Here is a 12,208-nt window from a genome sequence, read left to right as displayed (position 1 = left end):
CACGGCGTATGACGAGGGTGTGCCGGCGCTGCTGTGCCAGTTGCTGAAGCACGCACACGAGCCTGTGATGCCGATCGGGCTGTTCGCAGCGACGGTGGAGTGGAAGACGCGCTCTCTGAAGGTGCTCTGTCTCAGCGGGCTGCTCGTGCTGACCACTATCCAGTCCACGCAGGCTCTCTGACCTCGCTAGAACCGTCCGCGTCGCCATTCACGCAGAGCCGCCCACCCGCCGCGGACCCGCATCTGGTCGCGGCGCCAGCGCAGAAGCGCTGCTCTGATTTCCTTGCGGCCGTCCACCGGTCGGAAGCCGAGCGGCTTCTGTGCCTTCAGCAACGCATGGCGCACCGCGGCGACTTCAGCATCGAGGTTGTTGACGTCCAGGTCCCCCAGAAGCCGTGTCGCGGCCCGCATTACATCCGGGTAGACCGACTGAGCGTGCTCGAAGGCGATGTAATGCGGCAGGTCTTCATCAAGGCCGGTTGCCGCTTCGGGGCGGACCGAGTGCATGACGTCGCGCCATACCTCGATGACGTCACTCTGCTGATCGTCCGGGTACCGCATGCGCACCAGATGGGTGGCCAGGTCGTGCAGGGGATCCCCGTACGAGGCCAGTTCCCAGTCCAGGAAGAAGAGCGGGCGAGCGGGATCCCCCGTGACGATGAGATTGTCCCGGTGAAGATCGGTGTGCAGCAGGGCGTAGGGGCGGGGCTGCATAGCTGGGACCCGTTCGGCGTAGGACCGCATGGCGTTGGGCGGCACACCAAGCGAGGCGAAGAGGGTACCGAAGCGGCCCCAGTTGGGCCGGCGCACACGGGCATCGGTCAGGCGGGCCAGTTGGCGCAGATACCCGCTGCTGTCGCCGGTTCTGGGCCAGCGCAGCGGCAGCGGGGGGAGATCTTCACGGCGGACCTGGCCAAGCACGCGGAACAGGTCGACCAGGGCATGGATGTAGACGTCGTCGACCCGTTTCTCCGGCGGACAGAGCGTCGAGAGCGTGACGCCGTCCACATAGGCGTGCACAGAGGAGGCCTTCCCTCCCCTGAGCAGCGCCGGCACATTCGGGACACGGTCCTTCAGCGCGATCAGCAAGCGCGCCTCGTGGCGCCACGTACGGGGGACGACCTGAAGAGCGTCGTGGATGGGTACCCGGACTTTCACCGGGCCATCGTGGAGGTGACCGAGCTGCTCGGCCAGCTCGCCGTGCAGGATCGGCATCAGGAAGTTGAGGTTGTGATGACCGCTGGTCACCCTGCCGCACTGCTTTGCGTGATCGACGAACCACTCGTAGGAATCACCCCGAGCCTCGCTCGCTCGACCGCAGCATTCACCGTCCTGCGCCGACCATTCGTCGATGCGGATGGCAGTACCCACAGGGCTGCTCCTGGCTTCTCACGGCGTCACCGAGTACCGGCCCAGCCCAGGCAGCCCCGACAAACCCGTATGGGTTCAACCGCCGTTCCGGTTTGGGGCACGAGCCTAGCGGGTAGACGGGGGGCTGCAAGTCCAGTCCCGTAGTTCCGGCTGTACGGGTGGTTACATTCACCCTGGCGGGCGCGGCTAGGCCTTCACTCAAGTACTTCACTCGAACGGCCCTGAATCCTGGTCCTCCGCGATGGTGTCCCACAGCGACTGGAACCAGTCCCGGGACTCCTCGAAGAACTCCCCCTCGGCGTTGAAGAGCTTCGCGTCGATCCCGTGCACGTCGTAGATCTGGATGGTGTCGCCCCCCGACACACCCAGCTGCCGCTCCATCAGCCGGTAGTAGCCGAAGATCGCCCGCCGGTCGTTGAGCAGGTAGAGCTTGTGCACAGGGGTGATCTTCACCGACCGCACCGTGATGTCGACGTCGCGGACATAGCCGCGCTCACGCAGATCCTTGAGTGAGTTGACTAGTCCTGACGTATGCATGTTGGTCAACTGGCGCAGCCGGTCGAGTGGACGCTCGTCCTCGGGCTCGTCGACACGCTGGGGGACAGCCAGGGAGGCATCCGAACTGGGGAGGAGCAGACGGACGCGAATACTCCGGGGGGCGGGCTGCCCTGACATGATGCGTTGCATCTGAATCAGGATGACGCTGTTGAGCGACTGAGCCGTCAGGCAGAAGGCATCGATGGTGACTTCGTCGAACCGGAACGCCTCCTCGATGGCCGCGCCGAAGTCGACAGTGCCACCGGTGGCGGAATCTTTTCGGTTCGAGGTGCCATTGACCGAAGGATCGCCTGCCGATCCGGGATGATCCTCGACGAAAACGCCGCGGCCCTGCTCGGAGTTGACGTAGCCGGCCTCCTGGAGGTCCTTGAGCGCTCGCTGGATGGTGGCGCGGGAGACCTCGAAGCGTTCGACCAGCTCAAACTGGGTGGGGAGTTGGGATCCAGCGGCGAGCTCGCCGCTCTCGATCTCCTTGCGCAGGGTTTCGGCAACACGCTTGTACGTGTGCTTGGCCACGCTCACTGGACGATCACCGGTCATGGAGTAAAGCGTACAACTTTTAGTCAGGCAGAGCGCGTTGGTTGCTTCAAGTTTACGGAGCACCAGCCAACGGGGACAACAAATACAGAGCTAATCAGTCAACATGCTCAACTCTATGCAGAGTTGAGCATGTTGATGCGACGGGGTTCGCAGGTCCGGCCGGTCCAACGGCGTACGGGCGGGAGGCTGCGATTTGGCGTCACGCAAGGAAGGGGCCCGAGATGCCCGCTCTCGCTCTGTGTGCTTTCGCCTTCGAGCAGATCGTCCAGTACCGCTACGGGGCAGCCGGCGCTGTCGCCTTCGGAATCTTCACGGTGGGCCACAAGGCCCGGAACACGACATTCACCTGTATCGGTCTGGTTGTCATCGCGTTGCTGCTGGCCGGATAGGACGAGCCAGGCCGGTGGAAATGAGCAGTCATTTCCACCGATTGTGCATCAGGTGTGCGATACCGGGCTGGGGCTTGTGTGTTCAAGCGCCATCACCCTGAGTCAGGCCCACGGGGCTGGCTCAGTAGTTGGCCCCGCGTAGCTCGCTTACCTTCAGCTCAGACCGGTCGGCGCGAAAGGCGGCTCCGGTGCCACCTGGAAGGGGGTGGGCTCATGCTGTGGATTCAGGTTGCGCTGGCGCTGCTGGGCCAGTTGCTGGAGAAGGCGTACGGGCCGCTGATGGCGGTCGGACTGTTCGTGGTGGCGGTGGGGTGGAAAGTGCAGTCGCCGAAGGCGTTCTGTGTCGGCGGGCTGCTCGTGCTGATCGCGATTCGGTCGGTGTGGTGGGTATAGCCCTGGCTCAGAAGATGTCCGGGCACCACGGCCGGCGCGGCGTCCGGAAGAGGGCGTCCGTGCGGGCGGCGGCGCCGGGGGTGTTCTCCGTGAGGTTGCCGAGGGCGGCGAGGCGGACGGCGGAGGCGTCGCCGAGGTACAGGGTGGCGAGGTCGGCGGCGGTGAGGGTGAGATCCGGGGCCGTGTCCGTAAGGGTGCAGGTGGCGGTGCCGTCTGCGGAGGCTTCAAGGCGGAAGGTGCCGGAGGCGTGGCCCTGGGGGTCGGTGATGTCGAGGACGAGGGTGCCTGCGGTGGCGTAGGTGCGGGCGGAGAGGGCCCGGGGGGTGTCCAGGAGCCTGAGCCACATGAAGTCGGTGGAGTGGGAGACGCGGGCGGCGCGGGGGTCGGTGAGGAGGGCGGGGAGGAGGTCGTCGGGGGCGCGCCAGCCGGTGCGGAGGGTGGTGACCCAGTCGACGGAGAGGAGGTAGCGCCAGAGGGCGCGTTCGGCGGTGGGGGTGGCGGCGATGAGGTGGCTGACGGTGAGGGGGCAGTTGGGGAGCATGCCGTGCCACTTCTCCTCGACGCTGTAGGTGGCGAGGCCGTCGGGGCGGCCGGTCGAGGCGTCGCGGTGGAGGACGAAGAGGGGCTCCTTCCAGTCCTCGGAGGGCATGCGGACCGTGCCGGTGGTCAGCTCCCACCAGCGGTCGGGGCGGTTGATCGCGCCGGGGGTGCGGCGGCGGAAGCGGTCGTGGAGTTCGGGGCCGAGTTTGAGGGCCTCGGCGGGGGTGATGACTTCCAGGCGGCCGGCCTCCACCACGGCGGGGGCGGACTTGGTGGCGCGGGCCACCTCGATCTCCCACTCGGTGATGGTGGTGGCGGGGCCGAAGCCGAAGCGGCCGTAAATCGGGTACTCGGCGGCGATGAGGATGGCGAGGGCGTCGCCGCGCTGCTTGGCCGCGGTGAGGTCGTTGGCCATCATGCGGCTGGCGATGCCGCGGCGGCGGTGGGTGGCGCTGACCGAGACGTTGGTGATGGCGTCGGCGGCGACCAGGGCGCCACCGGGGACGGTGAGTTCGCGGGGCATGCTGCGGAAGGTGGCCACGCAGCGGCCGGCCTCGAACGCGCCCTGGGTGCGGTCCAGGTCGATGTTGGCCCCACGGAGCTCGACCTCCTCGTCCGCCACGGTGGGGGCGTGGAGGAAGCCGACGCTCGTGGCGCTCACCCATTGGGGGAGCTCGGAGGCGGTGATGGTGCGGATGTCGAGGCTGTCGGAGGCATCGAGGCTCATGTCCGCACGGTATGCGCGCCCGAAGCCTCGGCGCACCTCGATTTCGGTGCTCCGTTCGGTCCGCTGCGTCAGTCCTCTGCCAGGAGGTCGTCGACCCGGGCTTCGCCTTCCCGGTAGCGCCGGGCGATCTCCTTGCTGCAGCCGTCGACCGTGCGCTGCAGGGTCTGCCGACGGCGCGAGACCTGCTGCTCGTGGCGGACCAGGCGGCCCATGGCGTCGTGCAGTTCGTCGTCGGTGCGGGCGGTGAGGTCGGACAGCTCGACGTCGGCGAGCATGTCGTCGGCGAGGAGGCGGTAGCGCTCGCTGACGGGGGTGCCGAGGGTGACATGGCGAGCGGAGGAGCGGTGGGCGGAGGGGGTGTCGGTGAGGATCTCGGGGAGGCGGTCGAGTACGGGGGTGTCGGGGGCGGTGCGGCGGCCGGTTTCGGCGCGGAGGATGTCGATGCGGCCCTGGAGGAGCCGGCGCAGGTAGGAGAGGTCGGCTTCCTCCTGCTGGGCGTCGCGGCGCAGGGTGCGCAGTCCGTCCAGGGTGAGGCCGGGCAGCTGCGGCGCGGGCCCCGTCTCGGTGAGCGGGCTGTACGGGCTTCGGGGGCCCGGTGCCTTGAGCATGCGCTGGCCTGTCTCTGGGTGGGGCTGGGGGTGGGGCTCGGTGTGTGGCTGGGGCTGGGTCATCTCGGTCATGGTCTGTCGTCCCCTCGTCACGGCAGGATTCGATCGTGCCACCTCCGCGCCGCCGGGCGCAGCGACTCTGCACCCGAACGGCCGCTGCGCACTGGTGCGCGGACCCGCGGCCCGCGCGCCCCCTGGGGTGAGGAGAATGGACGCATGCGTGCGGTGGCCCAGCGGGTGAGTGAAGCGAGTGTCGTGGTCGACGGCGAGACGGTCGGGGAGATCGTCGGGCCTGGGCTGTGCGTGCTGGTGGGGGTGACGCACGGGGATACGGCGGAGAAGGCGGCGCAGCTCGCGCGCAAGCTGTGGAGCCTGCGGATCCTGCCGGGCGAGAAGTCCTGCTCGGACGTGGGCGGGCCGCTGCTCGTGATCAGCCAGTTCACGCTTTACGGTGACGCCCGGAAGGGGCGGCGGCCCACCTGGAACGCGGCTGCGCCGGGGGATGTGGCCGAGCCGTTGGTGGATGCGGTGTGCGCGGAGCTGCGGGCGCTCGGTGCGCATGTGGAGACGGGGCGGTTCGGGGCGGACATGAAGGTGTCGCTGACGAACGACGGGCCGTTCACGGTGGTGGTGGACCTGTAGTCGGCGGCCTGCGGGCCGGTGGCCGGTTTGTGCCCACCCCAGTTCCTCCCCCAAGCACTTCGTGCAGGGGGCACCCCCAGCGGAACGCCTGCCCACAAACCGGCGGGCCGCGGAGCGGCCTACGGCTCTACGATCACTTCCTGCGAGGCCGCCGTGCCGTCGGCGAGCAGTGTCGCGTCGGCGGGCGTGTTGCGCTTGATGACCGCCAGTGCGATGGGGCCGAGCTCCCAGTGTCTGGCCGAGGAAGTGATCGTGCCGACAGGACGCTCGTCTTCCGCGAGGCGGAGAGGGGTGCCGTGGCCGGGGAGGGTGACGTTGCTGCCGTCGAGGTGGAGGAAGACGAGGCGGCGCGGGGGGCGGCCGAGGTTGTGGACGCGGGCGACGGTTTCCTGGCCTCGGTAGCAGCCCTTGTCGAGGTGGACGGCGGTGGTGAGCCAGCCGAGCTCGTGGGGGATGGTGCGGTGGTCGGTTTCGAGGCCTAGGCGGGGGCGGTGAGCCTCGATGCGGAGGGCTTCGAGGGCGAGGGTGCCGATGGGGTGGCCGACCTCCTTGGCGTAGGTCTCCAGCTCGTCGCGGGGGACGAAGACATCGCGGCCGTACGCGGTCTCGCGGGCCGTCCAGCCGTCGGGGAGGGGCGCGATGCTGCCGGCGGGGAGGTGGACGACGGCGTACTGGTCCGTCGAGTCGGCGACCTCGACCTGGTAGAAGAACTTCATGCTCTCCAGGTAGTCGATGAGGGCGCCCGCTGTGCCCGGCTCGACGTGGATCCAGGTCGTCGTGCCGTCGTCGACGAGATACAGCGCGTGCTCGACGTGGCCGTGCGCGGACAGGACCAGGGCCTCGGTGGCCTGGCCCGGCGGGAGGTCGCTGACGTGCTGGGTGAGCAGCAGGTGCAGCCAGGAGAGGCGGTCCGGGCCGGTGACGGTGATGACGCCGCGGTGGGAGAGGTCGACGAAGCCGGTGCCGTCCGCGAGGGCGCGCTGCTCACGGAAGAGGTCTCCGTAGTGCGCCGCTACGCCCTCGTCGGGGCCCTCCGCGGCGACGGCACCGGGGAGCGACAGCAAAGGGCTGATCGTTGAATGTCGCTGCATACGCCTAAGACTACGGCGCGGTGGTTGAATCCTTGGCCTTGGCCTTGGCCTTCGCCTTGGCCAGACAGTCGGCGCACCGGCCGAAGATCGCGAAGTGCTTCATGTCGGTCTCGAAGCCGAAGGTCGCCCTGAGCTGGTCAGTGAGCGCGCCCGCCACCGACACCTCCGCCTCGATGACCGTCCCGCAGTCCCGGCACACAAGGTGCATGTGGTGGTGCCGGTCCGCGAGGTGGTAGGTCGGTGCGCCGTGGCCCAGGTGGGCGTGGCTGACCAGGCCCAGCTCCTCGAGCAGCTCCAGGGTCCGGTAGACGGTGGAGATGTTGACGCCGGTGGCGGTCCGGCGCACCTCGGTGAGGATCTCGTCCGGGGAGGCGTGTTCGAGGGTGTCGACGGCCTCCAGGACAAGCTGGCGCTGCGGGGTCAGCCGGTAGCCGCGCTGCCTCAGGTCGGTTTTCCAGTCCGTGGTCACCACAGGACCAGTGTATGCAGTGGCCTCTTCCTCTTATACGTACTCCGTCGCGGCGTCACGCAGCCAGTCGGTCAGGTAGCCGGCGAAGGAGGAGCGGACCAGGATCCGGAAACCCTCGTCCTGGGCGGCCAGGACGACCTGCGCGCGGGCCAGCATCGTCTGGGCGCAGCGGCCCGGGGCGAAGGCGCGGGGGTGCAGGTCGAGGGCGCAGCCGTGGGCGAGCAGGTCGCGGGCGCGGGGGCCGGTGAGCAGGAGGGTGACGCGGTTGGCGGAGACGTCGGTGACGGCGGCCGCACCCGCTGTACGGACCCGGGCCTCCAGGTCGGCCGCGGTGCCGGGCGGGGCGGTGAGCAGCCATTCGTCGGGGCCGAGCCAGAGGGCGGTGAGGTTGCCGTGGGTGGTGACGGTGTTGGGGTCGGTGGGGAGGTCGAGGCCGAGGGCCACTCCTACGGCACCGGCGGCCGGGCTCTTGGGGTCCAGGCGGATGTTGAGCTGGGCCGCGTACGGGAGCTCCACGAGGCGGAGGTCCGCTGTGTCGATGTACGCGTCGGTGGTGGCGTCAGCCATCGCGGCGGGCTCCCTCGGGGTCGTAGAGGACGGGACTGGCGACGGTCACGGGCACGAGCCGGTCGCCCACGGGGGCGTAGAGCCGCTCGCCGATACGGTCCCGGCCGCCCTTGATGAGGGCGAGGGCGAAGGTCCGGCCGAGGGCGGCGCTGCGGTAGCTGGAGGTGACATGTCCGAGCATCGGGACGGGGGGTGCGGGGAGGGCGGCGGTGGCGATGAGGTGGGTGCCCTCGGGGAGGAAGTCCGCCGGGTCCTCGGGGAGGAGGCCGACCAGGTGCTTGCGGTCGGGGCGCAGCGTGTCGGCGCGGGCGTAGGAGCGCTTGCCGACGAAGTCCTTCTTCTTCTTGGAGACCGCCCAGCCCATGCCGAGGTCCTGGGGCGTCACCGTGCCGTCGGTGTCCTGGCCGATGATCGGGTAGCCCTTCTCGGCGCGCAGGACGTGCATCGTCTCGGTGCCGTACGGGGTGGCTCCGGCGGCGTACACGGCCTCCCAGACGGGGAGGGCGTCCCAGGGCGAGATGTTGATCTCGTACGCCAGCTCGCCCGAGAAGCTGATCCGGCAGACCCGGGCCGCGACCCCCGCCACGGTCGTGTCGCGCCAGGCCATGAACGGGAAGCTGTCGTTGTCCACGGCCAGGTCCGGGGAGGCCAGGCCGGCCAGCACCTCGCGGGAGCGGGGGCCGACCAGGGCGATCGTGGCCCACTGCTCGGTGACGGAGGTGCAGTGGACGCGCAGCTCGGGCCACTCGGTCTGGAGCCACTCCTCCATCCAGTCCAGGACGGTGGCGGCGTTGCCGGTGGTGGTCGTGACGATGAAGCGGTCCTCGGCGAGGCGGATGACCGTGCCGTCGTCGAAGATCATGCCGTCCAGGCGGGCCATGACGCCGTAGCGGACCATGCCGACCTTGAGGCTGGACATGAGGTTCGTGTAGAGCCGGTCCAGGAAGACGGCCGCGTCCGGGCCCTGGACGTCGATCTTGCCGAGGGTGGAGGCGTCCATGAAGCCGACGCCCTCGCGGGTGGCGGCGCACTCGCGGAGCACGGCCGCCTCGATGTCCTCGCCGGGCTGCGGGTAGTACCAGGGGCGCTTCCACTGGCCGACGTTCTCGAACAGCGCGCCGTGGGCCGCGTGCCACGGGTGGAGCGCGGTGGTGCGGATCGGGTCCAGCAGGTCGCCCCGGTGGCGGCCCGCGAGGGTCGCGAAGGACACGGGGGCGTACGGGGGCCGGAAGGTGGTCGTGCCTAGGACGGAGACGTCCACCCCGAGGAGGTGGGCGACGGTGCCGGAGGCGAGTACGCCGGAGGTCTTGCCCTGGTCGTTGGCGGTGCCGGCGGTCGTGTAGCGCTTGGTGTGCTCCACGGAACGCATGCCCGCGGAGGTGGCGCGGGCGAGGTCGGCCACGGTGACGTCGCGCTGGAGGTCGACGAAGGCGGTACGGCTGTTCTCCGCCCCGGGGACCACGAAGACGATGTCCGGGGCGGCGGCCGTTTCCTGTTCGGCTTCGGGCTCCGTGGGCGGCAGTTGCAGGGCCCGGGCGGCGGCTGCCGCGCCCTCGGCGGGCGAGGTCGCGACCTCCACGGCCTGACGGCAGGAGCCGGGTTCCGGGACGAAGGTGCCGAGCGTGTCGTCGTAGCGGAGCTTGCCTCCTGCTTGCGAGAACAGGTGACCGGCGGGGTTCCAGCCGCCTGAGACGAGCAGGAGGTCTGCCTCGATCCGGCGGTCGCCTACCAGGACGGCGGTGAGGCGGCCGTCGGCTTCCGAGCCCTCGGTGCCTGTTACGTATTCGCCGTTGCGGGTGTCGACCACCGCCGCGATCTCCACGCCTGCGGCGGCCAGGTCGCGGGCGGCGTCGTGGGCGGTGTCGTTGGTCGTGAAGACGACCGCCTTGCGGCCCGGGACGACGCCGTAACGGTTGACGTACGTACGGGCGGAGGCAGCGAGCATGATGCCGGGGCGGTCGTTGTCCGGGAAGGCGAGGGAGCGTTCGTGGGCGCCGGTGGCCAGGATGACGCGGCGGGCGCGGATGCGGTGGACGCGTTCGCGGGAGACGTCGGCGGGGGCGGCTGCGCCGAGGTGGTTGGTGCGGCGTTCGACGGCGAGGAGGTGGTTGTCGTCGTAGTAGCCGAAGACGGTGGTGCGGGTGAGGACCTTGACCTCGGGGGCGGAGGCGAGCAGGGCCGCGATCTCGCTTACGTGGGCGGGGAGTTCGCCCGTGCCCAGAAGGCTGCCGCCCAGTTCGGGCTGGTCGTCGGCCAGGATCACCCGGGCCCCGCTGCGGGCCGCCGCCGCGGCGGCGGCGAGGCCGGCCGGGCCCGCGCCGACGATCAGCAGATCGCAGTGCGCGTACACGGCGTCGTACCGGGCCGGGTCGGGCGTGGTGGCGAGGCGGCCCTGGCCGGGGAGGCCGGTCGCGACGAGGCCCTCGTAGAGCTCGGTGGTGGTGGCGGGGAGCATCGGCTCGGGGAAGGGCTCTTCGATCTGGATGACGGCGTTGGGCTCTTCGACGCCGGCGGAGAAGATGCCGCGGGGGCGGCCGAGCTTGATGCTTGTGCCGGTGCGGATGACGCCGTTGGCGAGGAGGGCGGAGGCGAGGGTGTCGCCGGCGTAGCCGGTGTAGGACGTGCCGTCGAAGGTGAAGGCCAGGGGCCGGCCACGGTCTACGCGGCCGCCCGTGGTGAGGCGGAAGGGCTGGGTCTCCCCCACCCCGCCCCTTCCCGAAACCGGGGCTCCGCCCCGGACCCCGCCAAGGGGCTTCGCCCCCTGGACCCCCGAACGCCCTGCGGGCGTGTCCTCAAACGCCGGACGGGCTGAATTTACGAACACGTTCGTCGACGTGTCGCGTACCGCGTTGAACCACTGCCGGCAGCCCGCCGAGTGCATCCAGCGCTCCGCGAACGGCCCCTTCGGGTTGTCGCGGAAGAAGAGATAGCGGGCCCACTCGTCGTCCGTGAGGGCGGCGGGGTCCTCGGGGTAGGCGATGTGCGCCTGACCGCCGTAGTGGAACTCGGCTTCGTCGCGGGGACCGCACCAGGGGCAGGGAATGAGCAGCATGGGGTCGTGGGCTCCTCAGTGGGCGACGGCGGCCGCGCCGTGCTCGTCTACGAGCGCGCCGGTGGTGAAGCGGTCGAGCGAGAAGGGGGCGTTGAGGGGGTGGGGGGTGTCGTGGGCGATGGTGTGGGCGTAGACGGAGCCGACGCCGGGGGTGGCCTTGAAGCCGCCGGTGCCCCAGCCACAGTTGAGGTAGAGGTTGTCGACGGGGGTGAGGCCGACGATGGGGGAGGCGTCGGGGCTGACGTCGACGATGCCGCCCCAGGTGCGGAGCACGTGGGCGCGGGCGAAGACGGGGAAGAGCTCCAGGGCGGCGGACATCTGCTCTTCGATGATGTGGAAGGCGCCGCGCTGGGTGTAGGAGTTGTACGAGTCGATGCCGGCGCCCATCACCAGTTCGCCCTTGTGGGCCTGGCTGACGTAGACGTGCACGGCGTTGGACATCACGACCGTCGGGTGCACGGGCTCCAGGAGCTCGCTGACCAGGGCCTGGAGGGGGTGGCTCTGGAGGGGGAGGTCGAAGCCGGCCATCTTGGCGAGGACGGAGGAGTGGCCGGCGGAGCAGAGGGCGACCTTGCCGGCGGCGATGGGGCCGAGGGTGGTCTGTACGCCGACGACCCGGCCGCCGACGATGTCGATGCCCGTCACTTCGCAGTTCTGGATGAGGTCGATGCCGGCGGCGTCCGCCGAGCGGGCGAGACCCCAGGCGACGTGGTCGTGCTTGGCAATGCCGGCGCGGGGCTGGTAGGTGGCGCCCATGACCGGGTAGCGGACGTCCGGGGAGATGTTGACGATCGGGCAGACCTCCTGGACCTGCTTCTCGTCGAGCCATTCCGCGTCCACGCCGTTGAGGCGGTTGGCCTCGACGCGGCGGACGGAGTCGCGTACGTCCTGGAGGCTGTGGGCGAGGTTCAGGACGCCGCGCTGGGAGAAGAGGATGGGGTAGTCGAGGTCCTCCTCCAGGCCTTCCCAGAGCTTGAGCGCGTGCTCGTAGATGCCGGCGCTCTCGTCCCAGAGGTAGTTGGAGCGGATGATGGTGGTGTTGCGGGCCATGTTGCCGCCCGCGAGCCAGCCCTTCTCCAGTACGGCGACGTTCGTGATGCCGTGGTTTTTGGCTAGGTAGTGGGCGGTGGCGAGGCCGTGCCCGCCGCCGCCGACGATGATGACGTCGTACGAGGGCTTGGGCTCGGGGCTGCGCCACAGCCATTCGGGGTGCTCGGGGAGATCCGCGCCGGGGGTACGGGGGCGAGAGGTGCTCATCGGG

13 protein-coding genes are annotated in these 12,208 nt (G+C 69.9%); 4 read left to right on the top strand and 9 right to left on the bottom strand.

From position 1 onward, the window contains the following. Positions 1–19: 19 nt before the first annotated feature. Complete coding sequence (locus OG607_RS24560) at positions 20–181, top strand: hypothetical protein (protein ID WP_405727333.1); 162 nt, start codon at positions 20–22, stop codon at positions 179–181. A 5-nt stretch (positions 182–186) separates the two neighbouring features. On the opposite strand, the gene OG607_RS24555 is transcribed toward OG607_RS24560, so the two are convergent. Continuing rightward, positions 187–1,371: a phosphotransferase family protein gene (locus tag OG607_RS24555; protein ID WP_405727330.1), complete on the bottom strand. Its 1,185-nt coding sequence runs from the start codon at positions 1,369–1,371 to the stop codon at positions 187–189. A 207-nt stretch (positions 1,372–1,578) separates the two neighbouring features. Continuing rightward, positions 1,579–2,469 (bottom strand): GntR family transcriptional regulator, encoded by an 891-nt coding sequence (locus tag OG607_RS24550; RefSeq protein WP_405727327.1) that lies wholly within the window; start codon positions 2,467–2,469, stop codon positions 1,579–1,581. A 221-nt stretch (positions 2,470–2,690) separates the two neighbouring features. Between OG607_RS24550 and OG607_RS24545 the strand changes: the two genes are divergently transcribed. Both OG607_RS24545 and OG607_RS24540 read left to right on the top strand, forming a co-directional pair. Further along, positions 2,691–2,858 (top strand): hypothetical protein, encoded by a 168-nt coding sequence (locus OG607_RS24545; protein ID WP_405727324.1) that lies wholly within the window; start codon positions 2,691–2,693, stop codon positions 2,856–2,858. Between the two features lie 213 nt (positions 2,859–3,071). Beyond that, entirely contained in the window at positions 3,072–3,251 is a 180-nt protein-coding gene (locus OG607_RS24540; RefSeq protein ID WP_405727321.1) for a hypothetical protein, read from the top strand. Positions 3,252–3,258: 7 nt separating this feature from the next. Here OG607_RS24540 and OG607_RS24535 read toward each other — a convergent pair whose 3' ends face one another. Further along, entirely contained in the window at positions 3,259–4,518 is a 1,260-nt protein-coding gene (locus OG607_RS24535; RefSeq protein WP_405727318.1) for a GNAT family N-acetyltransferase, read from the bottom strand. 68 nt (positions 4,519–4,586) lie between these two features. After that, complete coding sequence (locus tag OG607_RS24530; RefSeq protein ID WP_405737011.1) at positions 4,587–5,126, bottom strand: ABC transporter substrate-binding protein; 540 nt, start codon at positions 5,124–5,126, stop codon at positions 4,587–4,589. Between the two features lie 216 nt (positions 5,127–5,342). Between OG607_RS24530 and dtd the strand changes: the two genes are divergently transcribed. After that, positions 5,343–5,768, top strand: a complete 426-nt coding sequence (gene dtd, locus OG607_RS24525) for a D-aminoacyl-tRNA deacylase (RefSeq protein ID WP_405727315.1) — start codon at positions 5,343–5,345, stop codon at positions 5,766–5,768. A 119-nt stretch (positions 5,769–5,887) separates the two neighbouring features. On the opposite strand, the gene OG607_RS24520 is transcribed toward dtd, so the two are convergent. Genes OG607_RS24520 through OG607_RS24500 form a run of 5 tightly spaced genes read right to left on the bottom strand, consistent with a single transcriptional unit; the run spans position 5,888 to position 12,204 of the window. Then, complete coding sequence (locus OG607_RS24520; RefSeq protein ID WP_405727312.1) at positions 5,888–6,859, bottom strand: YgfZ/GcvT domain-containing protein; 972 nt, start codon at positions 6,857–6,859, stop codon at positions 5,888–5,890. Positions 6,860–6,869: 10 nt separating this feature from the next. After that, complete coding sequence (locus tag OG607_RS24515; RefSeq protein WP_405727309.1) at positions 6,870–7,331, bottom strand: Fur family transcriptional regulator; 462 nt, start codon at positions 7,329–7,331, stop codon at positions 6,870–6,872. 30 nt (positions 7,332–7,361) lie between these two features. After that, positions 7,362–7,895 carry a sarcosine oxidase subunit gamma gene (locus OG607_RS24510; RefSeq protein WP_405727306.1) on the bottom strand — a complete coding sequence of 178 codons (534 nt, stop codon included), beginning with the start codon at positions 7,893–7,895 and terminating at the stop codon, positions 7,362–7,364. After that, positions 7,888–10,947: a sarcosine oxidase subunit delta gene (locus tag OG607_RS24505; protein ID WP_405727303.1), complete on the bottom strand. Its 3,060-nt coding sequence runs from the start codon at positions 10,945–10,947 to the stop codon at positions 7,888–7,890. The genes OG607_RS24510 and OG607_RS24505 overlap by 8 nt, the downstream gene beginning before the upstream one ends. A gap of 15 nt (positions 10,948–10,962) precedes the next feature. Further along, entirely contained in the window at positions 10,963–12,204 is a 1,242-nt protein-coding gene (locus tag OG607_RS24500; protein WP_405727300.1) for a sarcosine oxidase subunit beta family protein, read from the bottom strand. Positions 12,205–12,208 lie beyond the last annotated feature (4 nt).

It is taken from the genome of Streptomyces sp. NBC_01537 (genome assembly GCF_045040445.1).
In the GTDB taxonomy this organism is placed as follows: domain Bacteria; phylum Actinomycetota; class Actinomycetes; order Streptomycetales; family Streptomycetaceae; genus Actinacidiphila.
This window is presented reverse-complemented; position numbering and strand designations above follow the sequence as displayed.